General features: G+C 70.5%; 27 protein-coding genes. 14 read left to right on the plus strand and 13 right to left on the minus strand.

Annotated elements, in window-relative coordinates; genetic code table 11:
- The first annotated feature begins 97 nt into the window (after positions 1 to 97).
- Entirely contained in the window at positions 98 to 346 is a 249-nt protein-coding gene (locus tag OG912_RS14665) for a hypothetical protein (RefSeq protein WP_326737713.1), read from the plus strand.
- Entirely contained in the window at positions 343 to 585 is a 243-nt protein-coding gene (locus OG912_RS14670; protein WP_327709716.1) for a hypothetical protein, read from the plus strand. The genes OG912_RS14665 and OG912_RS14670 overlap by 4 nt, the downstream gene beginning before the upstream one ends.
- A gap of 7 nt (positions 586 to 592) precedes the next feature.
- Here OG912_RS14670 and OG912_RS14675 read toward each other — a convergent pair whose 3' ends face one another.
- The gene (locus OG912_RS14675; RefSeq protein WP_327709717.1) at positions 593 to 1,381 is read right to left on the minus strand and encodes a hypothetical protein; all 789 of its coding nucleotides are present in this window, start codon (positions 1,379 to 1,381) and stop codon (positions 593 to 595) included.
- Positions 1,382 to 1,625: 244 nt separating this feature from the next.
- On the opposite strand from OG912_RS14675, the gene OG912_RS14680 reads away from it, so the two are divergent.
- Complete coding sequence (locus OG912_RS14680; RefSeq protein WP_327709718.1) at positions 1,626 to 2,636, plus strand: phosphotransferase family protein; 1,011 nt, start codon at positions 1,626 to 1,628, stop codon at positions 2,634 to 2,636.
- Positions 2,637 to 2,717: 81 nt separating this feature from the next.
- Positions 2,718 to 3,485, plus strand: a complete 768-nt coding sequence (locus tag OG912_RS14685; protein WP_327709719.1) for a class I SAM-dependent methyltransferase — start codon at positions 2,718 to 2,720, stop codon at positions 3,483 to 3,485.
- A gap of 33 nt (positions 3,486 to 3,518) precedes the next feature.
- Here OG912_RS14685 and OG912_RS14690 read toward each other — a convergent pair whose 3' ends face one another.
- The 3 genes from OG912_RS14690 to mshA all read right to left on the minus strand — a co-directional run bounded on the left by OG912_RS14690 (position 3,519) and on the right by mshA (position 7,313).
- Positions 3,519 to 5,222 carry a glycosyl hydrolase family 28-related protein gene (locus OG912_RS14690; RefSeq protein ID WP_327709720.1) on the minus strand — a complete coding sequence of 568 codons (1,704 nt, stop codon included), beginning with the start codon at positions 5,220 to 5,222 and terminating at the stop codon, positions 3,519 to 3,521.
- A gap of 153 nt (positions 5,223 to 5,375) precedes the next feature.
- Entirely contained in the window at positions 5,376 to 5,903 is a 528-nt protein-coding gene (locus OG912_RS14695; RefSeq protein ID WP_327709721.1) for a YbjN domain-containing protein, read from the minus strand.
- A 45-nt stretch (positions 5,904 to 5,948) separates the two neighbouring features.
- Positions 5,949 to 7,313: a D-inositol-3-phosphate glycosyltransferase gene (gene mshA / locus OG912_RS14700; protein WP_326737706.1), complete on the minus strand. Its 1,365-nt coding sequence runs from the start codon at positions 7,311 to 7,313 to the stop codon at positions 5,949 to 5,951.
- A 197-nt stretch (positions 7,314 to 7,510) separates the two neighbouring features.
- Here mshA and OG912_RS14705 point away from each other — a divergent pair, with 197 nt between their 5' ends.
- The 3 genes from OG912_RS14705 (at position 7,511) to OG912_RS14715 (ending at position 11,324) form a co-directional block, all read left to right on the plus strand.
- Complete coding sequence (locus tag OG912_RS14705; RefSeq protein ID WP_327709722.1) at positions 7,511 to 8,287, plus strand: class I SAM-dependent methyltransferase; 777 nt, start codon at positions 7,511 to 7,513, stop codon at positions 8,285 to 8,287.
- Positions 8,288 to 8,541: 254 nt separating this feature from the next.
- Complete coding sequence (locus tag OG912_RS14710) at positions 8,542 to 9,600, plus strand: C40 family peptidase (protein ID WP_327709723.1); 1,059 nt, start codon at positions 8,542 to 8,544, stop codon at positions 9,598 to 9,600.
- A gap of 356 nt (positions 9,601 to 9,956) precedes the next feature.
- Positions 9,957 to 11,324, plus strand: a complete 1,368-nt coding sequence (locus OG912_RS14715) for a PP2C family protein-serine/threonine phosphatase (RefSeq protein WP_326737703.1) — start codon at positions 9,957 to 9,959, stop codon at positions 11,322 to 11,324.
- On the opposite strand, the gene OG912_RS14720 is transcribed toward OG912_RS14715, so the two are convergent.
- The 3 genes from OG912_RS14720 to OG912_RS14730 all read right to left on the minus strand — a co-directional run bounded on the left by OG912_RS14720 (position 11,306) and on the right by OG912_RS14730 (position 12,899).
- Positions 11,306 to 11,647: a DUF2516 family protein gene (locus tag OG912_RS14720; protein ID WP_326737702.1), complete on the minus strand. Its 342-nt coding sequence runs from the start codon at positions 11,645 to 11,647 to the stop codon at positions 11,306 to 11,308. The genes OG912_RS14715 and OG912_RS14720 overlap by 19 nt on opposite strands.
- 118 nt (positions 11,648 to 11,765) lie before the next feature.
- Positions 11,766 to 12,392, minus strand: a complete 627-nt coding sequence (locus tag OG912_RS14725; RefSeq protein ID WP_326737701.1) for a hypothetical protein — start codon at positions 12,390 to 12,392, stop codon at positions 11,766 to 11,768.
- Positions 12,393 to 12,419: 27 nt separating this feature from the next.
- The gene (locus OG912_RS14730; RefSeq protein WP_327709724.1) at positions 12,420 to 12,899 is read right to left on the minus strand and encodes a helix-turn-helix domain-containing protein; all 480 of its coding nucleotides are present in this window, start codon (positions 12,897 to 12,899) and stop codon (positions 12,420 to 12,422) included.
- Between the two features lie 242 nt (positions 12,900 to 13,141).
- Here OG912_RS14730 and OG912_RS14735 point away from each other — a divergent pair, with 242 nt between their 5' ends.
- On the plus strand, positions 13,142 to 13,759 hold the full coding sequence (locus OG912_RS14735) for an ArsR/SmtB family transcription factor (RefSeq protein ID WP_327709726.1): 618 nt from the start codon (positions 13,142 to 13,144) through the stop codon (positions 13,757 to 13,759).
- On the plus strand, positions 13,756 to 14,991 hold the full coding sequence (locus tag OG912_RS14740) for an MFS transporter (protein ID WP_327709727.1): 1,236 nt from the start codon (positions 13,756 to 13,758) through the stop codon (positions 14,989 to 14,991). Before OG912_RS14735 ends, OG912_RS14740 begins: the two co-directional genes overlap by 4 nt.
- 129 nt (positions 14,992 to 15,120) lie before the next feature.
- Here OG912_RS14740 and OG912_RS14745 read toward each other — a convergent pair whose 3' ends face one another.
- The gene (locus OG912_RS14745) at positions 15,121 to 15,399 is read right to left on the minus strand and encodes a hypothetical protein (protein WP_327709728.1); all 279 of its coding nucleotides are present in this window, start codon (positions 15,397 to 15,399) and stop codon (positions 15,121 to 15,123) included.
- Between the two features lie 180 nt (positions 15,400 to 15,579).
- Between OG912_RS14745 and OG912_RS14750 the strand changes: the two genes are divergently transcribed.
- On the plus strand, positions 15,580 to 16,101 hold the full coding sequence (locus OG912_RS14750) for a hypothetical protein (protein WP_327709729.1): 522 nt from the start codon (positions 15,580 to 15,582) through the stop codon (positions 16,099 to 16,101).
- 344 nt (positions 16,102 to 16,445) lie between these two features.
- Here the strand turns inward: OG912_RS14750 and OG912_RS14755 are convergent, their stop codons facing one another.
- Together OG912_RS14755 and OG912_RS14760 are read right to left on the minus strand one after the other, a co-directional pair.
- Complete coding sequence (locus OG912_RS14755; RefSeq protein WP_327709730.1) at positions 16,446 to 17,282, minus strand: class I SAM-dependent methyltransferase; 837 nt, start codon at positions 17,280 to 17,282, stop codon at positions 16,446 to 16,448.
- Positions 17,283 to 17,537: 255 nt separating this feature from the next.
- Positions 17,538 to 18,029: a GNAT family N-acetyltransferase gene (locus OG912_RS14760; protein ID WP_327709731.1), complete on the minus strand. Its 492-nt coding sequence runs from the start codon at positions 18,027 to 18,029 to the stop codon at positions 17,538 to 17,540.
- Positions 18,030 to 18,225: 196 nt separating this feature from the next.
- Between OG912_RS14760 and OG912_RS14765 the strand changes: the two genes are divergently transcribed.
- On the plus strand, positions 18,226 to 20,205 hold the full coding sequence (locus OG912_RS14765; protein ID WP_327709732.1) for a HEAT repeat domain-containing protein: 1,980 nt from the start codon (positions 18,226 to 18,228) through the stop codon (positions 20,203 to 20,205).
- A gap of 17 nt (positions 20,206 to 20,222) precedes the next feature.
- On the opposite strand, the gene OG912_RS14770 is transcribed toward OG912_RS14765, so the two are convergent.
- Positions 20,223 to 21,071, minus strand: a complete 849-nt coding sequence (locus tag OG912_RS14770; RefSeq protein WP_327709733.1) for a LysR family transcriptional regulator — start codon at positions 21,069 to 21,071, stop codon at positions 20,223 to 20,225.
- A 95-nt stretch (positions 21,072 to 21,166) separates the two neighbouring features.
- Here OG912_RS14770 and OG912_RS14775 point away from each other — a divergent pair, with 95 nt between their 5' ends.
- Complete coding sequence (locus OG912_RS14775) at positions 21,167 to 21,898, plus strand: SDR family oxidoreductase (protein ID WP_327709734.1); 732 nt, start codon at positions 21,167 to 21,169, stop codon at positions 21,896 to 21,898.
- Between the two features lie 19 nt (positions 21,899 to 21,917).
- On the opposite strand, the gene OG912_RS14780 is transcribed toward OG912_RS14775, so the two are convergent.
- Positions 21,918 to 22,682 (minus strand): hypothetical protein, encoded by a 765-nt coding sequence (locus OG912_RS14780; protein ID WP_327709735.1) that lies wholly within the window; start codon positions 22,680 to 22,682, stop codon positions 21,918 to 21,920.
- A 165-nt stretch (positions 22,683 to 22,847) separates the two neighbouring features.
- Between OG912_RS14780 and OG912_RS14785 the strand changes: the two genes are divergently transcribed.
- Positions 22,848 to 23,201, plus strand: a complete 354-nt coding sequence (locus OG912_RS14785; RefSeq protein WP_327709736.1) for a DUF4333 domain-containing protein — start codon at positions 22,848 to 22,850, stop codon at positions 23,199 to 23,201.
- 4 nt (positions 23,202 to 23,205) lie between these two features.
- Here OG912_RS14785 and OG912_RS14790 read toward each other — a convergent pair whose 3' ends face one another.
- A complete protein-coding gene (locus tag OG912_RS14790; protein ID WP_327709737.1) occupies positions 23,206 to 24,369 on the minus strand; it encodes a serine hydrolase domain-containing protein in 1,164 nt (387 codons plus the stop codon).
- Positions 24,370 to 24,579: 210 nt separating this feature from the next.
- Between OG912_RS14790 and OG912_RS14795 the strand changes: the two genes are divergently transcribed.
- Positions 24,580 to 25,257 (plus strand): TetR/AcrR family transcriptional regulator, encoded by a 678-nt coding sequence (locus tag OG912_RS14795; RefSeq protein ID WP_326737685.1) that lies wholly within the window; start codon positions 24,580 to 24,582, stop codon positions 25,255 to 25,257.
- The last annotated feature ends 52 nt before the right edge of the window (positions 25,258 to 25,309 follow it).

Raw genomic sequence — 25,309 nt, forward strand, 5'->3', positions numbered from 1 at the left:
GGGCTTTTTCCGTTCTGGCCCCGGCGCGGCCGGAAGTGACGTGCCTCACGGCGCGTCGTACCCTGTGGCGCATGCGGGGAGAGCGGGGAGAACAACCATGAGTGAGCCCCTGAAGACCTTTGTCGGTGGCGCCGAGGTCGAGGTGCCCAACAGCATCCCGACCATCCGCGACGCCCTGCCCGAGGCGAGACGCGAGGAGTTCGACCGCGCCATCAACGAGGCCGGGGTGCACGAGATCCAGGCCGTGATGCGGCACTGGATGCTGGAGGCCGTACCCGATCCGGAGGCCGAGCGGATCCTGGACCGGCTGGCGCGGGACGAGGCCGAGAGGCGGAGCGTCGCTTGAGCTTCCGGATCTCCTACGCGCCGCCCGCCGACGACACCCTGGCCAAGATGCGGGACGGCGACACCTTCCGGGACGAGATGGCGCGCACGCTGGGGCGTGAGCCCTACGGGCACGGCTCGTCCGCCGTCAAGGGCGAGCACGATCGCCGCGAGGCGACCGTTGCCGGGGCGATCGTGCTCTACTACGTCTCCGGATCGGTCCTGACCGTCACCGTGGTGCGGCTCGTCCCGCTTCCCTGACCGGCCCTCAGGCGAGCTTGGCGGCCTGGGCGTCGATCACGGCGGTCGGCATGTCGAAGTCGCCGCCCGCACCGGAGGCGCCCAGGTTGAGCGAGCTCAGCGAGGCGAGCGTGGTGCCCTTGCGGATCTGAATGAGCTTCATCGCGGTCTTCTCGCCGTCCGCCTCGACCGTCACCGTCCACGCGACGGCTTCCTCGCCGCCCTTGACCGGCACCTCGGCGATCTTGGAGATCTTCTGCTTCGAGCCGGCCGCGGTGAGGGTGAAGCCGGAGGCGCAGTCGGTCGCGGCGGTCCGCAGACCTGCCAGCGTCTCCTCGGCGCCCTTGCCGTCGTACGAGGCGAGCGTGGCGAGCGTCGTCGTGATGTCGAAGGCCGCCTTGAACGCCTCCGCCGGGTCGTCGCTCTCCTTGTCGCCGCCCGTCTGCGGCTCGCTGATGACCTTGCGCTGCGTGGACGCGGCCGGCTGGCCGGCCTTGGCGCCCATCAGGGCGTCGCCGAACACGTCACAGGCGGCCTTGTCGGCGGTGACGTCGGCGGCGGCGACGGCGTCCGCCGGACCGGCCTTGGTGATCTTGTGACCCTTGACGTCACCCTGGGCCAGCGAGGCCTTCTCCAGCTCGGCCGCGGTCTGCGCCTTGGCACCGGAGGTGTCCGCGGGCTTGGCGGAGGCGGAGCCCGCCTTGCCGTCGTCCTTGCCCGCGGCGTCGTCGGCGTCCGACCCGCAGGCCGCGGTGAGCAGGGCCAGGGACATCACGGTGGCAGCAACGGCGGTACGGCGTATGGCAGTGGGTCGCATGGCCCGTCCTTCTGTCTCAAGGTGTTTCGCCCGCACGAGAGCGGCCGGCACCGGGTTCGGCGCGGCGGTGAGGAATCGTGGGGGTTTGCCAACTCTATGAGCAGGCTGTGGTTTGGCAATCCGGCATAGCGGGAATCGCACGTGATCGTGACGACGTCGTGATCACCCCACGAGAGCTCTGAACTGGGCATTTGGCACAGACAGCAGCAACACGTCCCGGGTGACCGCTCGAAGGGGCTCGCTGATGCCGATGGATTCCGTGCTGTCCGCCGCGCTCGGTTCCGCAGGGGTGGCCCCGGAACTGGTCGCCTCCTGCGTCCCACTGGCCGGGGGCACGTACAACGCCGTCACCCGCGTCGGTCTCACCGACGGCCGCCGGTGGGTGGTGAAGACGCCGCCGCCGGCCCTCGCGAGCTGTCTCGCGTACGAGCGCGATCTGCTGGTCAACGAGGTCGCGTTCTACACCGCGGCGGCCGGACTCGCCGGGGAGACCGCCGTCCCCGCCGTCGTCCACAGCGGACTCGACCCGGCCACCCCCGGGGGCGCATACGTGATCATGACGGAGCGCCCGGGGCAGCCCTGGCACGAGGTCGCCGAGGCCCTGGCCGACGGTGAGGCGCAGCGGCTGCGCACGGAGCTCGGGCGGATCGTCGGCCGGCTGCACACCGTGCCGGGGCCGGGCGGTTTCGGCTACCCGTCCGCGGCGCTCGGCCCGTTGGCCCCCACGTGGCGGGGTGCGTTCACGGCGATGACCGGTGCGGTGCTGGACGACGCGGAGACGTACGGGGCAAGGCTGCCGCGTACGGCCGCGGACATCCGCCGCCGGCTCGACGCCGCTTCGTACGTACTGGACGACGTGACGCGCCCCGCCCTGGTCCACTTCGACCTGTGGCAGGGCAACATCCTGGTCGCCGGGGAGCCGGGGGCGCGGCGGATCGGGGGGATCATCGACGGGGAGCGGATGTTCTGGGGCGACCCGGCCGCCGACTTCGTGTCGCTCGCCCTGTTCGGGGACATGGAGGAGGACAAGGACTTCCTCGCCGGTTACGGGGAGTCGGCGCCGGGTGGGCCCGTGGAGTTCGACGCCTCGTTGCGGCTGCGGCTGGCGCTGTACCGCGCGTATCTCTACCTGATCATGCTGGTGGAGACGGTGCCCAGGGAGGCGGACGCGGAGCAGCTCGCGTGGACGTGGAACGAGGTGGCGCCGCGGCTCGAAGTGGCCCTCGACGAAGTGGAGTCGGCGCTGCGGGGCTGATGGGCACTGCCGTCGGGGGCGCTCGCGCCGATCACGGGATGAGCGGTGCCTCCGGGGGATCAGGCACGCTAGCCTCGGGCGATGCCCGAGACATCAGTGGCGCACTTCTATGACGAACTGGCCGACGACTACCACCTGATCTACTCCGACTGGGATGCGAGCATCCGTCGGCAGGGCGGCGCCCTGGACGCCCTGATCGGCCAGGATCGCGCGGCGGTGCTCGACTGTTCCTGCGGTATCGGCACGCAGGCCATCGGCCTGGCGCTGCACGGGCACCGGGTCACCGGGACCGACCTCAGCCCCCGCGCCGCCGCCCGCGCCGCCCGAGAGGCCGCCGGCAGAAGGCTGAGCCTGCGCACGGCCGCCGCCGACATGCGACGTCTCCCGTTTCCCGATGCCCGGTTCGACACGGTCGTCTGCGCCGACAACTCGCTGCCTCACCTGCTGACCGAGCAGGATGTGCTCGCCGCCCTGGCCGAGATGCGCCGCGTGCTGCGTCCCGACGGCCTGCTGCTGGTCAGCACGCGCCCCTACGACGACCTGCTGCGCGACTGCCCGGCTTCGACTTCTCCACAGGTTCACCGGACCACCGACGACGGGGAACGAACCGTCACCTTCCAGCTCTGGCACTGGCACGACGACGGCGAGCACTACGACCTGGAGCACTTCCAACTCCTTCCGACAGAAGGCGAATGGCGCGTCCAGGTCCGCCGTACTGCTTACTGGGCGATCGGTCAGGACCGGCTGGCCGGCCTCGCAGCCGAGGCCGGGTTCGCCGGCCCCGAGTGGCGGATGCCGCAGGAGACGGGCTTCTTCCAGCCGCTGCTCATGGCCCGCGCCGGCCGGTAGCCGACTCCGCCTTTCGGCCTGGGAGGCAAGGGGTCAGCGCCCCAGCGCCCGTTGGGCGTCGTGCAGGTTGGCCGGGCGGACGGCCTCCGGGGTGCCGTAGGCCTCCAGGCGGGTGTGCAGGTCGCCGGTGAAGTCGGGGACGTCGATCTGGTCGAACTCCGTCACCTCGCTCACCCCGACGGTCGCGCTGTACGGGGCGAGGCCGTCGATCCGCATGAGGCCGGCCCGGCCGTTGGTGACGCGGATGTTCCAGTGCGTGAAGCGGGCGCCGAACAGCGGTCCGGCGCTTGCGTCGCCGCCGTGGCGCCCGTTGTTGTTGACGGTGATGTCGGTGCGGACGTTGGCGAACGGCATCCCGCGGTGCGAGTCGAAGGTGCCCATCTCCATCACGCCGCGCGACCACACGTTGTAGCTCGACAGGCCCTCGACGTTGATGCCGTGCAGCTGCGTCCCGGCCGGCGCGGGGACGGTGCGCTGCTCGATGGTGAAGTCCTCGATCAGGTTGTCGTGGCTGCCCTCGCGGCAGTAGTACGGGTGGTGCGCGCCCCGGCCCGCGACCTTGGTGCGGCGCAGGGTGCAGGCGGAGGCACCGATGAGGCCGAAGCCGTTGTCGACGTGGCGGACGGTGATGTCGTCGGCCCAGCAGTCGTACGCGCACTGGAACGCGACGCCGTTGTAGCCCTTGTCGAGCAGGTGCGGCGACTGCGGGGTCTCCACCGCTTCGAGGGTGAGCCCCTCGACGCCGGAGCCGGTGAGCGGAGTGGCGAGGGTGGTGAGGCGGGGGTCCCACTCGGGGCGGACGTCGAGCGGGAGGGGGCGCTCCAGGGTGACCTTGCGGCCGTGCACGGCGGTGATGCGGACCGGCCACTCGTAGGGGACGTACGAGGTCAGCTTCGTCTTGTCGTCCCAGTAGTACGCCTCGGGACCCGCGCCGCCGCCCGCCATGTGCTCCAGGAGGGTGTGCGCGGAGTCGTCGGCCAGGCGGAGGAGGACGAGTGCGCCGCGCTTCAGCTTGCGGGCGTCGTCGACGGTGATCGTACGGTCGCCGAGGCGGGCGGGGGCGACGGTGGTCAGGGTCTCCCACTCGTCGCGCTTGTTGCCGGTCCAGCCCTCGAAGGGCCAGGCCTTCGCCTTGATGGCGTCGGTGAGCGAGGTCCAACGGGCCTCGGGGCAGAGCCAGACGATGCCGCCCGCCCAGGACCAGCTGGACTTGTCGCCGCCGTAGCGGCTGCCGTACACGCCGATGAGCTCGGTGAGGTTCTTCGTCGCGTGCAGCGTGGTGCGGCCACTGCCCGCGCCGCGCAGCACGACGTCGCTGTGGCCGATGCGGATGATGTCGTCGATGCGGTACGTGCCCTCGGGGACGATCACCGTGCCGCCGCCGTGCTCTCCGGCGGCGGCGATGGCGCGGTTGATCGCGGGGGCGGAGTCGGCGGAGCCGTCCGGCTGCGCGCCGTGGTCCAGGACGTTGACGGTGAAGCCGTGGCCGGTGCGGTGACGCGGCAGGTCGGAGCCGCTGCGGTAGCCGGCCCGGCCGATGAACGGAATCTGCGGGTGCGTGAAGGGCGCTGCGGTGAACTCCCGCCAGAGCGGGGTGGGCCGCGGCCGGCGGCCGGTCGCGGGGGTGGCCGCGGCGAGGGCTGTCCCGCCGCCGAGCGTTCCGGTGGCCGCGGCCGCGGCGACGGCCACCGCACTGCCGAGAAGTCCCCGCCTGCTGATGTTCCCGTTGATCGCCATGAGCCCGATCCGCCTCTCGTATATTCACGGATGTGAACGACGTTCATATCTGCGTCGGCGGTGAGCATGCCACGAGCCCCGGGCATGGCGAAAGGCTCGTGCACAGGGGAATACTCAGGGCGGGACGGCCAGGGAACCGTCAGGCAGCAGGCGTCAGTTGGCGGGGCGCTCGGTCAGGTGAGTGAACGCTTCCAGGTTCCTCGTGGACTCGCCGCGCGACACCCGCCACGCGTACTCCTTGCGGATCGCGCTCGCGAAACCGAGTTCGAGCAGCGGGTTGAAGGCGCCGTCGGCGGCCTCCAGGACCGCGCCGAACAGCCGGTCCAACTCCCCCGGCGTCACCACGGAGAGCGGCAGCTTGCCGACGAGGTAGATGTCCCCGAGCGAGTCGATCGCGTAACTCACCCCGAAGAGGCGGAGGTTGTGCTCCAGCAGCCAGCGGTGCACCGCCGCGTCGTTCTCGTCGGGGTGCCGGATGACGAAGGCGTTGAGGGACAGCGCGTGCGTGCCGACGATGAGCGAGCAGGTGGTGGCGAGCTTGCGGGTGCCGGGCAGCTGCACGACGTAGTTGCCGGGCGCGGGGCTCTCCCAGTCGAGTCCGGCATCCTTCAGGGTCGCCTCGATGACCTGTGCGACCTGCGTGACCTGCGGCGTCGCCGCTTCCTCGGGTACGTCAGCCATGAAGCGAGCGTACGCCCGTCCGGCAGCGGGCTTCGTACCGCGGCCTCACCCGTGGTGCGCGCGCACCCGGCGGCGGTGGTCCTGCATGGCCTCGGTGTACACGTCCGCGGTCGCCGCCGCCGCCGTGTCCCAGCCGAAGCGCTGCGCGTGCGCGGCCGCCGCGCCGCCCATCCGCTCGACCAGCTCCGGCGCGAGGGCGAAGCGGTGGAGCGCCTGGGCGTACGCCTCCGGGTCGTGCCCGGGGATCAGGAAGCCGCTGACCTCGTCCCGTACCGCCACCGGCAGACCGCCCACGGCCGCCGCGACGACCGGGGTGCCGGCCGCCTGGGCCTCTATGGCGACCAGGCCGAAGGACTCGCTGTACGAGGGCATGACCAGCACGGACGCGGCCCGGAACCAGTCGGCGAGCTGGTCCTGCCCGACCGGCGGGTGGAACCGTACGACGTCCGCGATGCCGAGCCGGGCGGCGAGCTTCTGCAGTCCCTCCGGCTTGGCGAGCCCGCTGCCGCTGGGTCCGCCGACGACCGGCACGACGATGCGGGAGCGCAGCGAGGGGTCCCGGTCCAGCAGGGCGGCGACGGCGCGCAGCAGCACGTCCGGGGCCTTCAGCGGCTGGATGCGGCCCGCGAAGAGCGGGATCAGGGCGTCCTGCGGCAGCCCGAGGCGCGCGCGGGCCGCGGCGCGTCCGTCGGCGGGGCGGAAGCGGTCCAGGTTGACGCCGGGATGGACGACGGCGACGGCGCCCGGATCGGCGTCGTAGAAGCGGACGAGCTCGTCCGCCTCCTCGGCGGTGTTGGCGATCAGCCGGTCGGAGGCGTGCACGATCTGGGTCTCGCCGATGACACGGGCGGCGGGCTCCGGGGTGTCGCCCGCGGCGAGCGCCGCGTTCTTGACCTTCGCCATGGTGTGCATGGCGTGGACGAGCGGGACGCCCCAGCGCTGTGCGGCCAGCCAGCCGACCTGGCCGGAGAGCCAGTAGTGGGAGTGGACCAGGTCGTAGTAGCCGGGGCGCTGGCCGGCCCACGCCTGCATCACGCCGTGCGTGAAGGCGCAGAGCTGGGCGGGCAGCTCCTCCTTGGCCAGACCCTCGTACGGCCCCGCGTCGACATGCCGGACCAGAACGCCGGGCGACATCTCGACGGCCGGCGGCAGCGCGCCGGTGGTGGCGCGGGTGAAGATCTCGACTTCGATGTTGATCGCGGCCAGCCGCTTGGCGAGCTCCACGATGTATACGTTCATGCCGCCCGCGTCGCCCGTCCCCGGCTGGTGCAGCGGGGAGGTGTGCACGGAGAGCATCGCGATCCGGCGCGGCTTGCGATGGCCGCCGGGGAAGGAGCCGGTGAAGCCTGCGGGGAACCTGAGACGTGGTGCGACACGGCTACTGCCGAGCCGGGAGACGTACTGGCTCACGTCGTCCGGTCCTCCTCACTCAGGGCACTGGTACCGACCCGCTCACGGGCATGGCACCGAAGGGGCACAGGGTCCCTTCGAAGGGCTGGAACAGTGGAACCCCTCCTTTCATTTCCGCTTTGCCAAATCATTACGGTGTGGATCCGGCGCGCCGCCGGGACCGCGCGCACACGGGTGAGGTCGTTACGCTCTGTGTCATGCGTCCGATCGGCACCGCGACCCGCGGGACCACCAACCCGAACCGGCTGCGCCGCATGGACCGCTGGATCGCCGCCGCACACGGCCCCGCCCTGCGCCGCGCCGACGCCCCCGTGGCGGTCGACCTCGGGTACGGCGCCGCCCCCTGGACCGCCGTCGAGCTGCTGCAGCGCCTGCGCACCGCCGAACCGCGCACCAGCGTGGTCGGTATCGAGATCTCCCCGGAGCGCGTCGAGGCGGCGCTTCCGTACGAGCGCGAGGGGCTCACCTTCCGGCACGGCGGCTTCGAGATCCCGCTGCCCGTGCGGCCCGCGCTGATCCGGGCGGCGAACGTGCTGCGCCAGTACGACGAGGGCGAGGTGGCCGCCGTCTGGCAGCGGCTGTGTGGCCGGCTCGCCCCGGGCGGGCTGCTGGTGGAGGGCACCTGCGACGAGATCGGGCGCCGCCATGTGTGGGTGGCGCTGGGCCCGGAGGGGCCGCGCACGGTGACCTTCGCGACCCGGCTCGGCTCCCTGGACCGGCCGTCCGACCTCGCGGAGCGGCTGCCCAAGGCGTTGATCCACCGCAATGTGCCGGGCGAGCCCGTCCATGCGTTCCTGCGCGACTTCGACCGGGCCTGGGCGGCGGCAGCGCCGTACGCCTCACTGGGCGCCCGGCAGCGCTGGATCACGGCCGTGCGCGCCCTGTCGGGCGACTGGCCGCTGACGGACGGCGTACGGCGGTGGCGCCAGGGCGAAGTGACGGTGAAATGGTCGGCGCTGCGACCCGAGCGGTAGCCCAACACGCGGCAAACAAGGTGAATTCCCCCGGCGCCGGGAACGTCGGCGCGGCATCGTTCGTCCCAGAAGAGGGGGCGAAGAAGGGGGCCGGATCGACGAAGCCGATCCGGAAGTGAGACGGGGACCCCACGAGCCTGCACAGATGTGTCTGCCTCTGTTGCTTTTCGGTAGGGCATGGCACGATCTCGACGGCACCATAAGTTACTGACGGTAAATCAGATCCGTGGGGATCCGCTCGGAGGGGGAGCTTCGTGTACCGACGCCACTGTGCCGCTGCCGCGATCACTCTGGTCTGCGCGATGGCCGTACTGGCCTCGCCTGTTCAGGCCTTCGCGGCGCCCGCACCCCCTTCACCCGCCCCGGCCCCGTCGGGGAAGAAGACTCTCGAAGAGGTGCGCCAGGAGATCGACGGCCTCTACCGGGCCGCCGGGTCGGCCACGGACGCGTACAACCTCGCCGAGGAGAAGGCCAAGAAGCAGTCGGGCGAGATCGTCAAGCTGGCCCAGGCCATAGTCGAGGGCCAGGCGAAGATCGCCGAGCTCAAGGACAGGGCGGGCGCCCAGGCGCGCGACGAGTACCGCAACGCCGGACTGCCGCCGGGCGCCCGGCTCATGCTCAGCGGCGACCCGCAGCTCTTCCTGGACGGGATCAGCCGGACCCGCCAGGGTCAGAAGGCCACCAAGGGCCTCCTGGGGGAAATGAACAGGACCCAGGAGGACTTGGAGACGTACACGCAGGACGCGAGCACCAACTGGACGAAGCTCGAAGCCAATCGCGTCAAGCAGGCCAAGGCCAAGAAGAAGATCAACGCGCAGATCGCGGCGGCGAAGAAGCTGGAGTCCCAGCTGGAGAAGAAGGAGCGCGCCCGGCTCCTCCAGCTTGAGCAGGAGGCGGAGTACAAGTCACAGACCGCCTGGCTGAGCTCCGGCGCGCTGAAGGAGATCAACCGCGAGGCGAGCGCGCGCGGCAAGAAGGCCGTGGCCTTCGCGACCGCCAAGATCGGCCTGCCGTACGTGTGGGGGGCCGAGGGCCCCAAGTCGTACGACTGCTCCGGGCTGACCTCGCAGGCCTGGGCGGCGGCCGGACGGCCCATCCCGCGCACCTCGCAGGAGCAGTGGCGGCAGCTGCCGCACATCGCGATCAAGGACATGCGGCCCGGGGACCTGATCATCTACCACAGCGACGCCAGCCATGTCGGGATGTACATCGGCGACGGCGCGATCGTGCACGCCCCGCGCCCCGGCCGCAACGTCACGCTCGCCGGGGCGGGCTCGATGGAGATCCTCGGAGTGGTCCGCCCGGACAAGTAACGGAACGAGTGACGGGCCGAGCAACCGGACGACCAATCGGACCGGCGACACGGCCCCTCCCCCGCCCGGCGATCCCGCGACGCGCACCCCGGACACTCCCCGCGGGCACCGGCGTGAGCGGCGCCACTTCGCCCAGGACTGCGGGCGTGACCTTTGTCATGCCGCCCCAGGGGCCTCGGGGCGGGCGCATCGCGCCTGATCCGTGACCTGACGCGGCATATGGCGGTGCATATGCCGGAGGCCGGGTGCAGTGCGGCATTCCGTTCCCGTAGCCCGTACCGCTATGGTCCCCGTCTGGCGGGTCGTCGATCGTCGTCCCGCCGCGCCCTCGGGGGGAGGGAAGGAAACCCGAACCGATGCCCGTACCCGTACCGCAGCAACGTGCCGTTCCCGCTGCGGAGGCCAGCAGTGGCACCGACCTCACCCTTCTGGTGATCGAGGACGACCCGGCGGGCACCTTCAGCGTCCCGGAGCTCTCCGCCGCCGCCGGCGCCCGGGTCCGTATCCGCTCCGCCCGCAATCTGACCGAGGCGGGCCGGCTCCTCACCGACGACGTGGACTGCATCCTGCTGGACCTGGCGCTGCCGTCCGGCACCGAGACGCGCGGCGACCGGGACGCGGAGGCCGACGGGCTCGCCACGCTCAAGCATGTCCTGCAGATCGCGCCCCGGCACGCCGTGCTCGCCCTCACGGCGGAGGACGACGCCGAGCTGGCCGCCGAGGCGGTACGGGTGGGGGCGCAGGACTACCTCTTCCGCGGCGAGCTGGACGGCCGGCTGCTCAGCCGCGCCATCCGCTACGCCGTCGAGCGCAAACGCGCCGACGTCACCCAGCACAAGCTCACCGAGTCCCGGCTGCGCGCCCAGGAGAACGCCCGCCTGGAACGCGGCCTGCTGCCCACCCCGCTGCTCGACGGATCCGATCTGCACTTCGCGGCCCGCTACCGCCCCGGCCGCAGCCGTGCGCTGCTCGGCGGCGACTTCTACGACACGGTCCGCACGCCCGACGGCACGGTGCACGTGATGATCGGCGACGTCTGCGGCCACGGACCGGACGAGGCGGCCCTCGGCGTCGAACTTCGCATCGCCTGGCGGGCATTGACACTGGCCGGACTCTGCGGCGACGAACTGCTCTCCACCCTCCAGCAGGTCCTGGAGCACGAACGGGAGAGCGAGGAGATCTTCGCGACGCTCTGCACCGTCGACATCGCCCCCGACGGCCGCCGCGCGGGCCTGTGCCTGGCAGGCCATCCCGCGCCGCTGATCGCCCGCCAGGGCCGGGCCGCGCATCTGCTTCCGTACGAGGACGGCGGCCCGGCGCTCGGCCTGCTGCCACGCGCCCGCTGGCCGCGCCGGCAGGTGGAACTGGGCGGCTCCTGGAGCCTGATGATGTACACGGACGGGCTGATCGAGGGCCGCGTCGGCAACGGCACACAGCGCCTCGGCCAGGACGGCATGGTCGCGATGATCAACCGCCAGCTGTCCGAGGGCCTGACCGGCGAGGACCTCCTGGAGGCGGCGGTCGCGCACGTCCGCGAACTGAACGGCGGCGAACTCACCGACGACGTCGCGGTCCTGCTGCTCGACCGCGACCAGGACACGGCGCGCGACACAGCCCGCGACGCCACACGCCACCGCGCGCAGAACGGCGACCGGGGCCGGAGCATCCCGCGCCCCCGCCCCGGACAGATCTCACCCGCAGGCGCTCAACGCCCGCCGTTGTAGGGCCCGTACGGCCCGTCGCTGCTGGAGCCACCGCGACGGCCACGGCCGCCACCGCCCGAGACGGCCTTGAGCGCGGGCCGTACGTCCACGAAGAACACGATGGACGCGACCAGCCCGGCAAGCTGCACGAACAGCATGGGAACCCAGAGGTTCACCACCACCGCAATGCCGAGGATGATCACCCAGAAGGACTTCTTCTGCTTGTCCGCGGCACGGTAGGCGTCCTCGCGGGCGATCGCGGCCATGATCAGGGCGACCACGGCGAGGACGAGCATGGCCGTGTAGATCAGCCCGAGGAGTGAGTTGAAGCCTTCGAGCAACATGATGTGCACCGCCTAATGAGTGAGTGAGCGCCTCGCGGCCAAGGTACCGGGACAACGACCGGGGCACCTCGAAAGGTGCCCACCCGCCACCCCGGCACACCGGCCGGGCATCGCGCCGCTACTTGGCGGTGGGCGGCGTGGTCTTCTTCGCGGCGGGCTTGCGCGCGGGCGCCTTCTTGGCGGGCGCGGGCGACGGCTTGGCCTCCGCCCTGACGGTCTTGGGCGCGGGCTTGGCCGGCGCCGGCTTGGCGGCAGGCTTCGGGGCCGCCGCCGTCTCCGGCTTCGACTCCTTGCGCGGCTCGACGACGACGGCGATCTCGACGATCTCCTCGGCGGTCTCGCCCCGCCACGTCCGCACGGTCTGCTCGCCGCGCTCGGCGACCTTCTCGTACGTCTCCCGGGCCCTGACCGCGTACTCCGCGGCCACGCCGACACTGCGCAGCGCCAGGTCCTGCGCGCTCTCGCCGAGCTTCTTCAGGTCGGTGTCGAACGCCCCGATCACCTCGGTGACCTTGGCGGAGATGGTGGCCTGCGCCTCCTTGGCCTGCCCGGCCACCTTCTCCTGCACGGCCTTGGGGTCGGTGTTGCGCACTGCCTCGATGCGCTCCGGCGCCTCGGCGCGCAGCTGCTCGATCAGGGCCGGAACCTTCCGGGCCTGCTGCACGGCGAGATCGGCCGTGCCGGCGGCGAAGTAGAGGGGGGTCGGGTCGGTGAGGGTCTTACGCAGGTCATCGGTGATGGCCATGACTGTGGTCCTCCCGGATCATCAGACTCAGTGTGAGGGTTTTGAAGGCTTTGAACCTGTATCGGCAGCACTGCCACCGGCACTGAAGGGCGCATCCGCACCGGACGCACGCCCCTCGTCGTCCGCGGAGTCGTCCGCGGGGTCACCCACGGGCTCGTCCTCGAACCCGTTCTCCTTGCGGAAGGAGGCGTAGATCTGCAGCAGCACGCTCTTCTGCCGCTCGTTGATCGACGGATCGGCCAGAATCACCGCGCGCGTCTCCAGCTCCTCCCGCTCCCGCTCATCCAGGATCCCGGCCCGTACGTACAGGGTCTCGGCGGAGATCCGCAGCGCCTTGGCGACCTGCTGGAGGACCTCGGCACTGGGCTTGCGCAGCCCGCGCTCGATCTGGCTGAGATAGGGATTGGACACCCCGGCGGCATCGGCGAGCTGCCGCAGCGACAGCTGCGCGGTACGGCGCTGCTCGCGCAGGTACTCGCCGAGATTGCCGACGTTGAGTGAGGCCATGTACCGATACTGGACCCGCGTTGCTAACTTTTGCAAGCAGACGCTTGCAAAAGTGTTCCGTACCACTCGGACGGGGCACTGTGACTCGTCACGCGGACTGTCGTGTCGGCACGCCAACTGTCACCCATCGCCCCACCCCGCCACGAAGGCGTCGCGGAGGCACCCCCGGGCGACTGCCATCGGCAGACGTAGTTCACAACATCTCTTTTGAAACAACTGTTGTAGGTCTAGTCTCTGCGCCTATGACCTCTTCGTCCGCGCCACCCGACGAGCCCGCCACGGAACGGGACATCCAGCTCGACACAGCCAGGTTGCGCGTGCTCGCCCACCCGTTGCGCCTGAACGTGCTGGCCCTGCTGCGCCGGCGTGGTCCGTCCACGGCGACTCGGATCGCCGATGAGCTCGGTATCAACCCTGGTTCGGCGAGCTACCACCTGCGTCGCCTCGCGGCGGGCGGGCTCATCGTGGAAGTGCCGGACCGCGGCACGGGACGCGACAGATGGTGGAAGTCCGCACACCGCCAATCGATCCACGATCCGGCCGCCGAGCCCATGGAACAACGCGAAGCCGGACGCGCCTACGCGCATGCCGTCGTCCTCGCATCCATCGATCGTCTGCAGAAGGCCGCCCACGAGGTGCCGCTGCTTCCGGCAGAGTGGTACGAGGCCAGTGTGTACGGCGACTTCGCCCTGTGGCTGACTCCGGAGGACGTCGACCGGATGCGGGCCGAGATCTTCGACGTGATCTCCCGCTATCGGCACAGTGAGGCCGAAGCGCCGCAAGGGGCCTCCCCGGTATCGCTGCAGGTACAGGCGTTTCCGGTGCCCGGCACCGTGGATCTTGACGCGGGTGGCGTATGACCTCGTACGACATAGCGGCGCCCGGACTGCCCGCGTACCGGGATATCAACGTCCTACGCTGGCTTGCCGCCTACACCGCCTCCGTCACCGGCGACGTGGTGTACTTCCTCGCCCTCTCCTGGTCCGCCACTCGTGCTGCGGGGCCGTCGCAGGTTGGTCTGGTGATCGCAGCCGGGGCGTTACCCCGGGCGGTGCTCATGATCGGCGGAGGCGTAGTGGCAGATCGGTTCGGGCCGCGCCGGGTTGCCGTCGCCAGCGACGCGACCCGCTGCGTCGTGATTCTCGCCGCCGCAGCGGCCGTGCTGCTGGTCTCGCCCCACCTATGGCTACTCATTCCGGTGGCCTTGGTGTTCGGTGTGGTCGACGCGGTGTTCATGCCGGCAGTGGGCGCACTTCCACCGCGCATCACAGCCCCGGAACAACTCACCCGCGTCCAGGGGATGCGCGGCCTTTCGATCCGGCTGAGCAATGCCGCGGGCCCTCTCCTGGCAGGAGTGGTGCTCGCGGTGGGAGGCGCCGCAGGCGCGTTCGCAGCCGCCGGTGCGCTGTTCGCCATCTCGCTGGCCCTCCTGCTCACCGTGCGAGTGTCGCCTTTGCCGTCGGCACGCCAACGCACCTCTGCTCGAAGCGAGTTGAGCGATGGGCTGCGCTACATCCGCCGACATCAGATGCTCGCACCGCTGGTCACGGTGATCGGTCTGAGCGAGATGTGCTTCAGCGGCCCGGTGGCCGCCGGCCTGGTGCTCCTGGCAGACGAACGCGGATGGGGTGCCGCGGGCATGGGGTGGATCGCGAGCGCATTCAGCATCGGAGCCGCAGCCGCCGCGCTGCTGCTCACGGTGTGGGCTCGCATCCCGCGCGCTGGGCCGGCGATGTCCGGCGCGTTGTTCATCACGGCCGTGGGAGCCGTCGCCTTGGGGCACGCACGATCTCTGCCTCTCGCCGTCGCCTTCGGTGCGTTGATCGGGCTGACCAACGGGGTCACCGCGACGGTGACCGGTGCCCTGATCCAGACGGAGACCGACCCCCGGTATCTGGGCCGGGTCACTGCGGTCACCACTCTGTGTGCGCTGGGCCTCGCCCCGGTGCTCTTCCCCCTCGTCGGCGTCACGGTGGCCGTATGGGGCGCCGCCATGTTCTTCACCGTGTGCGGTGGAATCTGCTTGATCGCCGCTGTGTTCGGTATCTCTGTCCCAGTGTTGCGCCGTGCCGAGCTGAGCTCCCTGAAGTGACACCCGGGCTCTGCGACCAGGGGCGTCAGCGGCGATCGATGCTGCGGCCTGCGGCCGAGCCGTCAACCGTTGTCGGCGTTGGTCGTCGTGGTGCGCCCTCGCGCGGCCCAGGGGCGACCCGCTGGGGGACTACAGGCCGCGCAGCGCCTCATGCAGGTCGCCGTAGATGCTCCAGCAGATGACGCTGCCGTCATCGTTCAGGCTGCCCATGTACCAGTAGTCGTCATCGGAGACCTTCACGATGCAGAGAACGCCGAATCCAAGGATGAGCGTGGGGTGAAGAGCCTCGTCGTCGGCGTCGTAGTACACGACGGCTCGATCCGGGCTGAGCACCTCGGCTCGGGCATCCCCGGAGACGTCACGAATCTGTTGGAGCGTCCATCCGTCCGGCGGCTGGTGGTCTTCCATGAGGCGGCCAGCGTAGTGCCCGCGCCGCGCGCGGCAAACGGTCAAGGTTCAGTGGCACCGGACAGTCGGCAGCGAGACTTGACGGCTGATGCCGAAGCCTCGCCCTGTCCACGATCGCGATGATGGACGGAGCCCGTAACTCCCCAGGTCCTGGCTGTGTGAGCCACTAGGTTGGTGCGTGTGGAGACACGGGGGCAGAGGTATCGGTATGTGGGTCCGGCTGAGCTGAGGAAGCTCGTCCGGGCGAGTGGTGGGGGTCGGAGCATCCGCTCTGCGGCGGACCTCCGCGAGTGGCTCTCGGCGCTGACCCCGGATGAGTTGGCGGAGCCGTTCACGTTCGTCGTCGATGGCGGCGGGGTGCTGCGACTGGCTCCGCGCCGCAGTGAGCACGTGGTGTGCGCCGGCGGCGGAGAGGTGCTGAGCGCCGGCGAGATGAGCTTCCGCGAGGAATCCGGGCGATGGGTGGTCGAGGAGATCAGCAACCAGTCGACCGGCTACTGCCCGGACATCAGATCATGGCCGGCCGTGGCCGAGGCTCTGGATGGGATCGGGATCCGTCGACCGTCCGGATTCACGCATGAGGTGGTCTTTCGCCGATGCCGCTCCTGCCGGGAACTCAATATCGTGCGGGAGAAGGACTTCGTATGCGTTTTCTGCGGCGAGGATCTGCCGCAGGAGTGGAACGTCGGGGAGCCCTGGTGACTGGTCGATCCGCGAAGATCGCAGCGCCTTGCGAGTGCGGCAGCATGGCGGTGCGGCAGGTGAACCAGTTCATCCTTCACGACGAGCTGTGGTGGGATTCGGAGTTCTCCTGCGGGTCCTGTGGCACCTACCTGTGCGAGCACGCTGGTCCGGGACCAGCACCTGATGATGTTCGCTTGGGCTGTGGCGTTCGGCCCTGGGCCGGCGGGCCTTCGACCCGGCCGACGTCAGCGTGGTCTTCCTGCCGGAGGACGAGGAGATCCCTGCCGAGGACGAGGGGTACCAGGCTCTCGCGGCCACCGGTACAGGGCGCAGGCGCGGGCGGTGCACCACGCCGCGGAAGGCTACGCAGTGCCCGCTCGGGGTGACCTCGCCCGGAGCGAGTAGAGGATCGGGAGGTAGGTGTCACCGAACGGGAACCGCCAGGCGCCGTCGGGTCCTTGAGGCAGGATGCGACGTCCCGGGATTTCGGCCTCGGTGTGCTCGACGAGCCGGTCGACGATCAGTCCCGATCCGGCGGCCGCTGTCACGATCTCGCCCACCGAGTGCGGGTACTGGACCACCTCCTGTGCGGTCATCGGCAGATCCGGGTCCGCATATGTGTCCTTTACGACCTCGCGTTGGGGCTCTCCTCCGCCGTAGGGCCAGTCCGCCACGAGCGGCTCGTAGGTCGCCAGGGTCTGGTAGGCGGGATGCAGGTCGACCAGCACCAGCCTTCCACCCGGCCGCAGTGCCATCGCCGCACCACGCATCCACGCGTCGAGGTCCCCGATCCAGCACAGCACCCCGTAGGTGGCGATCACCAGATCGAACCTGCCCGCCAGGCCGGACGGCAGGTTCTGCGTGTCCGCCTCGACGAAATCGGCGCTCAGCCCGGCGAGCTCGGCCAGCTCGCGTGCCCGTGCGATCGCCGTCGGCGAGAAGTCGACACCGGTGACCCTGGCACCCAGACGAGCCCAGTTGAGTGTGTCCATGCCGAAGTGGCACTGCAGATGCAGCACATCCTGTCCGGTCACCTCACCGGCCAGTTCCAGCTCGATCCCATAGAGCGTCTGCCGGCCCGCCAGGAACGAATCGACGTCGTAGAGCTTGTCGTTGGGTGTCGTGCCATGCGTCCGGGCACGGGCGTCCCAAAGGGCCCGGTTCATGCGGAGCCCGTCGTCGGGAGAGTTTCCGTTCATGCCCGCAGTGTGGCAGGCCGATTCGAGCGAGCGCCGACACCTGGTGGGTGTTGAGCGGGCACCCGGCTCTACCGGCTCACCGGCTCGGGCCCGGGGCCGGGTCGGTGGGCGCCGCGGAAGCTCACCAAGGCCCCGGCCTTACTCGCCCAACGGCTGTACGACGAGCGGGAGAAGACCGTCCAGCAGATCGGCGACATATTCGGGTTCTGGCTCAACTTCTGTGAAAAGTGCACGGTGAGTGATGAATGAAAGGGGTCAGCCGAGGCGTCCCTCGGGAAACCTGAACTCCATGAGGAGGTCCTCGGCCTCGCTTGACACCTGCTGGAAGCCGGCCTTCTCCCAGGCGCGTACGGCCCGCTGGTTCCCTCTCACGGGATCGACTGTCACACGCCGCCACCCGAGGTTCCCGCCCAAGTGCCCAAGGAGCACGCGCGCGGCATCCGGCCCCAAGCCCCGTCCCCTTGCTTCCGGTCCCAACACCATGTCGATGCCGCCTTCAGCCGCTCCGGCCCGCCAGTACTGTGCGTAGCCCACCGGCGTGCTCCTTGCCAGTACGAGGAAGGACTCCACACGCGGCCGGCGCCTCCCCACGTACTTCTCAGCCACCTCGGCACGCGAAATCGGTACGCCGCCCCAGTGCTCGACGAAGTCGGGGGAGGCGAACCACTGGGCCAGCAGGTCCAGATCACCCTCGGTCGTCGGGACAAGACGGGTCAGCTCTCCGTCGAGAACGACTCCACCGGCCATCAGTCACTCTCCCGTTCGGCTTGGAAGCGCACGCATGGCGGAAAGTTACGGCATCACAGAAGTTGTGCCAGAGCCCAAATTCGGAAATGACTGCGCGCGACATCGACACTGCACAGAGCTGGTCGGCATGCCGCAGCCACGGACGTACATGCTTTTCGGACTCGCCCGACGACCCGGCGCCGGTAGGGTCGCGCGCATGTGGGTGGGAATGGACGCGGTCGACTGGGCCGGGCTACAACACAACTACGGCTCCGCGGAGGGCATACCCGGCCTGCTCCGCCGATGCGGAGGGCTGGATCCGGAGGATGCGGAGGACGCCTCGTCCGAGCTGCTCAACCTGCTCTTCCACCAAGGTGGCTGGATCTGCTCCGCCGCCTCGGCCGCGCTGCCGTTCATCATGCGCCTGGCCGCGGCACCGCAGGTGCCGAGCCGCTGCGCGCTGCTGGAGCTGGTCGCGGTGCTGGCGTCGGAAGCCGGTCGCGTCGAAGCCCGGTTCCTGGATTCCGGCTGGGTACCCGCGTGGGAACAGGCCCTGCCCGAGTTGCTGGGCCTGCTGGATGACCCCGAGCCGGAGATCCGGCGGGCCGCAGCCGATGTGCTCGGTGGGTGCGACAGCCCCGGTGAGGCGGTTCTGCCTGCGGTGCTGCGGTGCTGGGAGGCGGAGGAGGATCTGGCCACCCGCCTTGAGCTCGTCCTCTGCCTGGGCCAGGCGGCCCTGCGCGCACCGGTCGGCGGGCACGGCGCCGCGGCCCTCGATGTGCTCCATGGCCTGCTCGACGCTCCACACGCGCAGATACGTCTCGCAGCGGTGCACGCACTCACTCCGAACGACCCGGGCCTGCCTGCCCGACGGCTGGACCTGATACTCGAAGCGGTCCGGGACCCCACCGTCGAGCTGTGGCGGCACACCAGCTCCCTACAGACCGGGGTACTGGGTGTCCACTACTGGACCGCGGGGCTGTTCACCGGGCCCGCCCCCACGTTCACGCTCGGTCTGCTGGCAGACCATCACGACGACGAACAGCGGATCGGCGCTCTGGCCCAGGCGGGCACGCTGCTGTCCCAGTGGCACTCACCGACCGACGCCCTCCTGCCACGTCTCGTCGCGCGGCTGGACGACCCCCACACCGAAGTCCGCTTCCGGGCGGCCGAGCTGCTGGCCTGTCTCGGCCCGGCGGCCACCGCCCACGCCGACGAGGTCGCCGCACTCCTCTCCGACACCGCTGCCCGCACGAGACACACACGGCAAACCGTCGGCGAGGCTGCTCTGTGGGCCCTGGCCCGGATGAACGATCCGCGCTGCCTGCCGGGGCTGATCGAGCTGATCGCCGGTGCACGCTCCGGCTTCGCATCGGCTTCCGCCCATTACCCCGCCACAGACCTGCACCATGTCACCCTCCCCGCGCTCCACGAGGTGCTGGGCCACCTCCCGGACCACGCCGAGCCGCTCCTCCCGTCGATCTGCGGCCGGCTCGACACCGCCACGGATGACCGCCTGCTCAACCGGCTCTGCGACGTACTCGCCGACTGGGGGCCCGTGGCAGAGGCAGCGGTTCCGCAGCTGACCGGCCTGCTGGAGGACGACCGGACCTGGATGGCGGGGGCAACGGCTCTGGCGGGCATCGGCTCGGCGGGGAACGAGGCACGGGAGTTGCTCCTGTCCCGGTCCCGTGACGCCGGACCGCACGCGGAACTCGCGGCTTGGGCGTACTGGAGAGTCGGCGGCGAACCCGGCCCGGCCCTGGAAGCACTCGGACACAGCATCGAGGAACGAAGCTTCTTCCGTCCCGCCCTGCGCAAGCTCGCCGGCCTGGGCCCGCATGCCGCCCCCTACGCGGACCGGCTCAGGGCGCTGACAGCCGACACCGACCCCTGGACCCGCGTCGAGGCGGCCCACGCCCTGTGGGCCGCAACCGGCGACACCGAGACCGCTGCCCCGGCGCTGACGACGGCCGTGACGGATCTGGCCGAGGGCGCCTACCTGCCTGTCATGCTTCCCGCACTGGACCACCTGGCCAAGCTCGGGCACGCGGCCCGGCCCGCCGCCCACCTCCTGCGCGAGGTACCCGCCCGTGAACAACGGCTGCGTACCAGCGGCGGGTGGAGAGGATTCGTCCAGGACGAGGACATCCGCACTGCCGTCAGAGAGCTGCTCAGCCCCGGTCCATCCACATGAGGTTCACCTGCGGGCCCTCAGAGACGTATCGCAGTCCGGACAAGGTCGGCGATGGCTCTGGACCGGCTGTGCGGTGGCCAGGCGATCACAGTGGTGACTGCCGGCGCGTCCAGCACGGGCACGGCCGCGAGGTCGCCGTGCAGTTGGGCTCGGCACGACTCCGGTGAGACCGCGCACGCACGGCCGAGCGCGACGAGCTGCATCAACTGCGCGTGGTCGCGGACCTGCGGGCCGGGGCCGGGCGGGTAGGTGCCGTCGGGGTCGGGCCAGCGCGGCAGGGGCAGGCCCGGCAGCCCGGTGATATCGGCCATGCGCACATGGGCCCGGGCGGTGAGCGGATGTCCGGACGGCAGGACCACGACCTGGCCCTCCGTGCCGAGTTCTTCCGCGTCGAACCCGGCCGTCGAGTCGAACGGCCGGTGCAGCAGCGCCACGTCGGCCCGGCCCTCGCTCAGGAGTCGTTGCTGTTCGGCCGGACCGCACAGGATGACGTCGACGGGGACCGCGCCGGGTTCGGCGGCATACGCGTCGAGCAGTCTCGCCAGCAGTTCGCTGGACGCGCTGGCCTTCGTGACCAGGGTCAGGCCGGGGCCGCCGGTCACGGAAAGGGCGGCGCGGCGGGTCCGGCGCTCGGCGGCGTCGACCGCGTCGAGGGCCGCCCGGCCCTCGGCCAACAGCACCGCGCCGGCCTCGGTCAGCGTGACCGTGCGGCTGGTCCGGTCCAGCAGTACTGCCCCGAGCCGGCGTTCGAGCTGCTGGATCGCCCGCGACAAAGGCGGCTGGGCGATCCTGAGCCGCTCCGCGGCGCGCCCGAAGTGCAGCTCTTCGGCGACAGCGACGAAGTAGCGCAGTTCCCGGGTCTCCATAGCGCCACGGTAACCCGGATCAATACCCTGGCGGTATCGATGCCCACCCTGTCGGTCTTGGACCCCCACCGGGCCCCGAGGGCAGCATGGTCCCCATGAGCGAACAGACAACTGCGCTGGTCACCGGCGCGAACAAGGGAATCGGCTACGAGATCGCCGCGGGCCTCGGCGCCCTCGGCTGGAGTGTCGGCGTCGGCGCCCGGGACGATCGGCGCCGCGAGGCGGCGGTGGAGAAGCTGCGCGCGGCCGGCGTCGACGCGTTCGGCGTGCCACTGGACGTGACCGACGAGGCGAGCGTGACCGCCGCCGCGCGGCTGATCGAGGAACGGGCCGGGCACCTCGACGTCCTCGTCAACAACGCCGGCATCACCGGCGGGATGCCGCAGGAACCCACCCAGGTCGATCCCGCCACCATCCGGACGGTCGTGGAGACCAACGTGATCGGCGTCATCCGCGTCACCAACGCGATGTTGCCGCTGCTGCGCCGCTCCGCCTCACCACGGATCGTGAACATGTCCAGCAGTGTCGGCTCCCTGACCCGGCAGTCGGGAACCGCTGCTGAGCAGACGACGGGTCCGGTGGCCGTGGCCTACGCGCCGTCGAAGACGTTCCTGAATGCCGTCACCCTGCAGTACGCCCGGGAGTTGAGCGACACGAACATCCTGATCAACGCCGGCTGCCCCGGCTACGTCGCGACCGACCTCAACGGCTTCCGTGGCGTGCGTACCCCTGAACAGGGCGCGGCGATCGCCGTCAGGCTGGCGACCCTGCCCGACGGCGGCCCGACCGGCACGTTCTTCGAGGACGCCGGCGTAGTGCCCTGGTGAAAGGTCCGACCACCGTCCGTCAGCCGCCGTACGTGGTCGTCCAGTCGGCACTGATACGAGCGGCCACGGAGAAGTCCTCCGCGCAGTCCGGGCAAGTCGCATCGCCGAAGATGTGGGTCAGCGTCCTGGCGACCTCTTGTCGGCCATCGGCGCGCGCGACATCGTGGAGACGGCGGCCGATGCCGGTCAGGGCGGCGGGCTCGGCGGGACGCAGCGGCTTCGTCTTCACATGGTCGTCGGACGTCGTCGCGTAATCGCCCACGGCCGAGAAGCACCCGTGCTCGCCCACGACGATGAACACGGCCGCCGCGTCATCGGGTCCGGGGCAGGACACCTCGTATTCCTCGTTCGTCAGCCCCCACGCCAGCTCTTCGCTCCAGCCGAAGACACCTTCGAAGCTCAGTACGGCTTCCAGGAGGTAGGCGTACTCGCTGCGGTCGGCTGCCGTCCGCAGACGCTCGTTCGCGAGCGACAGCAAGGCCGCCACCTCGGCCGCGTACGTCATGCGGACATCGCCCGCCCCATGGGACTGGCCGGCACCCGCCATGATCGCGCCCGCGAGGGTCAGCGCGCTGACCGCCTGTTCCCGGTCGTCCGTGCCTGCCACGCCGGCCAGCCAGAACAGCGCCGCGAAGCTGGCCGAGTACACGCTGCCCTGGTGGCACCGCGCCGACCAGAGGTCGTTCCCGTGCTCGGAGGCCGGATCCGATGCGATCCGGTCCAGCAGGGCAGGTATGTCCTCCGCCGAGCCGTACGCGTGGCTGAGCCGCGACCAGTCCGTCATGCGGGCATCCCACCAGGTTGATCACAACGGACGGCCACCGGCGCCCTGTCGATCAGCCTGGTTGCCCGCTGCCCCGGACCGGGCCGTGCGCGTGCGCATGTGCATGACGTACGGGCAGTAGGCTTCCGGCCACTTCCCGTATCACCGTCCCCAAGGGAGCACACCGTGGCCATAGCCCGTTCGTCCGCAGCAATCTGGAGCTTCTCGGCCGTAGCCGCCGGTGTGCTGCTCGTCGGTTGTTCGGGCTCCGTCAGCGTCGGGAACTCGGAGCCGAAGCTGTCCAAGGACAAGCTGGGCACCACCGTCGCCAAGAAGCTCGCCGCCACGACGGGGCAGCCGACGCCGGACGTCACCTGCCCCGAGGACCTCGTCGGGAAGGTCGGCACCACCACCCGGTGCACGCTCACGGCAGGCGACGGCAGCACCCTGGGTGTGTCGGTGACCGTCACCTCTGTCGTCGACAAGCAGATCAACTTCGACATCAAGGCCGACGACACCGCGACGCCCGCTGTGAAATGACGGGTCAGCCGTACATCGCCAGCCGGTAGAAGGCCGCAAGCGCACCGTCGATGGGGTGCGGCTGCGGCCGGCCGGCGGAGTCGAGCCCGTTCCACCTCTGCATGTTCACCGCGACCGCCATCTGCCGCTCGCCGTCGGCACGGGTCATGGCCAGCGCGCCACCGCCCCAGACCGTGCCGCCGTGTCCCCAGAAGGTGCCCTGACCGGAGGTACCCGGCGCGGAGGTGTCCCGCCCCGCGGTGCCCTGACCGGGGCCTTCCATCGGGTGCAGGCCGAGGCCGTACTCGATCACCCTTCCCTCCTGGGAGACGACCGGGACCGTGCGCCGCATCTCCTCCAGCGACGACGGGCCGACGATCTTCCCGGCGAGCAGCGCGGCGTAGAACCGGTTGAGGTCCGCGACGGTCGATATCAGTGAGGCCGACGGGCCCACCCACGACATGTCGTAGACGCTGTAGTCGCGCGGCGGATCGATCATGCCGAACCATGACTCGTAGAGCCGCGAGTGCGGTTCGTCGATGTGCGTTCCGGTGGGGAGTTCGGTGTCCCGGAGCCCGGCGCGCTCGATGACGTCGCGGGTGATGCAGTGCTCGGCCGTGGTGCCGGTCGCCTGTTCCAGGAGCTGGACGAGGAGCAGGTAGTTGGTGTTGGAGTACAGCCCGGGTGTGCCGCCCGGGGCGCCGGCGGCGGGGGCGGTCACCCCCATCTCGATCAGTTCGACGGGGTCGAACCGCGTGAACCGGTGGTCGTCCAGGCTCTGGGGGCTGGTTTCCGCGAGGACGGGGAACGCCTTGAGGGACGGGTAGGCGTACGGAAGATACTCGGCGAGTCCGCTGGTGTGGTTGAGCAGCATCCGGACCGTGATCGCGGCACCGCGCTCTCCGGGAACCAGCTCCGGGAGGTACCGGCCGACCGGTGCGTCGAGACCGATCCGGCCGCTCTCGACCTGTTGCAGGACCGCGGCAGCGGTGAACGTCTTGGTGATGCTGCCGACGCGGTGCCGCATGTCGGCGGTGACGGGACGGCCGGTGGAGACATCGGCGACCCCGGCGGCGCCGCGCCAGACCTGGTCGCCGTCACGCACCTCGGCGAACAGGCCCGGCATCCCGGCGCGGTGGACGTGTTCGATGGCCGCGTTCAGGGCGGCGGGATCCAGTGGGTTCTTCACGTCATGCGTCCTTCCGTATTCCCCGGGGTGAGCTCCGCTTCGCGGAGGCCCGACCCGGGGCAACAGGGCACGAGTGGCATGCCGTTCCGACTGTCCGCAGCCGTCCGGCACGCCCATGTCCTCATTATGCACGCGGTGCGTGCAACACCAAGTGCATACGTTAGGCTGAGATCCGGAAGAGGAACGGGAAAGAGGAACGGGAGGAGCTGAATGGCAGGCCGAAGGCGTTGGTCGACCGAAGAGATCCTGGACGCGGCGGCAGAGTTGCTGCGCACGAGCGACGCGGACTCGTTCAGCGTGCGCAAGCTGGCCGCGGCCCTGGGGACCGATTCCTCCAGCCTCTACCGCCACTTCCGCAGCAAGACCGAACTGCTGCGCGCGGTCGCCGACCGGATCCTCCTGGCCGCGATGGACGGCTACCGCGCCGAGGGCGACTGGAAGCAGCGCATCACGGCCCTGGCCCTGCGCCTGCGTGAGGCCTTCGGCCGGCAGCCGCAACTCGCCGCGGTCTGGGGACGTTACGCGTCGAGCGGCACCGGTTCCCGGATGGTCATGGAGGAGGTGCTGCAGGCGCTGCGCGCGTCGGGGCTGCCCGACGCGGAGATCCCCGTGCGCTACCACCGGATCGCGGTCCTCATCGCCGCGTTGATCGCATCCGAGGCCGGGGGCAGCACGGTCGGCCCGGAGGAGCATGAGCAGGGCATGGAGCTGTTCCGCGTGGCGGTGCTGGGCGCCGACCCCGAACGCTTCCCCGCCCTGGCCCACTTCGCCCGCGACGTCCGCCCCCTCGGCGTGGACCGCCGCGCCGCGTTCGAGGAGCTTCTCGGTGCCCAACTCGACCAGATCGAGGGCGTAGTCGCCGCGGACCGGTCAGCGTCGTCGGCTTGACCGAAGCCCGGACCGGTCAGACGGGCCTGGCGCTGCGAATTGCGCGGACCGG

Origin of the sequence: Streptomyces sp. NBC_00464 (assembly GCF_036013915.1) — a bacterium.
GTDB lineage: Bacteria > Actinomycetota > Actinomycetes > Streptomycetales > Streptomycetaceae > Streptomyces.

Excerpts from the sequence above, each read along its gene's own strand:
- OG912_RS14665 (WP_326737713.1), top strand. The coding sequence starts at position 98 with ATGAGTGAGCCCCTGAAGACCTTTGTCGGTGGCGCCGAGGTCGAGGTG.
- OG912_RS14675 (WP_327709717.1), bottom strand. The coding sequence starts at position 1,381 with ATGCGACCCACTGCCATACGCCGTACCGCCGTTGCTGCCACCGTGATG.
- OG912_RS14680 (WP_327709718.1), top strand. The coding sequence starts at position 1,626 with ATGCCGATGGATTCCGTGCTGTCCGCCGCGCTCGGTTCCGCAGGGGTG.
- OG912_RS14685 (WP_327709719.1), top strand. The coding sequence starts at position 2,718 with ATGCCCGAGACATCAGTGGCGCACTTCTATGACGAACTGGCCGACGAC.
- OG912_RS14690 (WP_327709720.1), bottom strand. The coding sequence starts at position 5,222 with ATGGCGATCAACGGGAACATCAGCAGGCGGGGACTTCTCGGCAGTGCG.
- OG912_RS14695 (WP_327709721.1), bottom strand. The coding sequence starts at position 5,903 with ATGGCTGACGTACCCGAGGAAGCGGCGACGCCGCAGGTCACGCAGGTC.
- OG912_RS14705 (WP_327709722.1), top strand. The coding sequence starts at position 7,511 with ATGCGTCCGATCGGCACCGCGACCCGCGGGACCACCAACCCGAACCGG.
- OG912_RS14715 (WP_326737703.1), top strand. The coding sequence starts at position 9,957 with ATGCCCGTACCCGTACCGCAGCAACGTGCCGTTCCCGCTGCGGAGGCC.
- OG912_RS14720 (WP_326737702.1), bottom strand. The coding sequence starts at position 11,647 with ATGTTGCTCGAAGGCTTCAACTCACTCCTCGGGCTGATCTACACGGCC.
- OG912_RS14725 (WP_326737701.1), bottom strand. The coding sequence starts at position 12,392 with ATGGCCATCACCGATGACCTGCGTAAGACCCTCACCGACCCGACCCCC.
- OG912_RS14730 (WP_327709724.1), bottom strand. The coding sequence starts at position 12,899 with ATGGCCTCACTCAACGTCGGCAATCTCGGCGAGTACCTGCGCGAGCAG.
- OG912_RS14735 (WP_327709726.1), top strand. The coding sequence starts at position 13,142 with ATGACCTCTTCGTCCGCGCCACCCGACGAGCCCGCCACGGAACGGGAC.
- OG912_RS14740 (WP_327709727.1), top strand. The coding sequence starts at position 13,756 with ATGACCTCGTACGACATAGCGGCGCCCGGACTGCCCGCGTACCGGGAT.
- OG912_RS14745 (WP_327709728.1), bottom strand. The coding sequence starts at position 15,399 with ATGGAAGACCACCAGCCGCCGGACGGATGGACGCTCCAACAGATTCGT.
- OG912_RS14755 (WP_327709730.1), bottom strand. The coding sequence starts at position 17,282 with ATGAACGGAAACTCTCCCGACGACGGGCTCCGCATGAACCGGGCCCTT.
- OG912_RS14760 (WP_327709731.1), bottom strand. The coding sequence starts at position 18,029 with ATGGCCGGTGGAGTCGTTCTCGACGGAGAGCTGACCCGTCTTGTCCCG.
- OG912_RS14765 (WP_327709732.1), top strand. The coding sequence starts at position 18,226 with ATGTGGGTGGGAATGGACGCGGTCGACTGGGCCGGGCTACAACACAAC.
- OG912_RS14770 (WP_327709733.1), bottom strand. The coding sequence starts at position 21,071 with ATGGAGACCCGGGAACTGCGCTACTTCGTCGCTGTCGCCGAAGAGCTG.
- OG912_RS14775 (WP_327709734.1), top strand. The coding sequence starts at position 21,167 with ATGAGCGAACAGACAACTGCGCTGGTCACCGGCGCGAACAAGGGAATC.
- OG912_RS14780 (WP_327709735.1), bottom strand. The coding sequence starts at position 22,682 with ATGACGGACTGGTCGCGGCTCAGCCACGCGTACGGCTCGGCGGAGGAC.
- OG912_RS14795 (WP_326737685.1), top strand. The coding sequence starts at position 24,580 with ATGGCAGGCCGAAGGCGTTGGTCGACCGAAGAGATCCTGGACGCGGCG.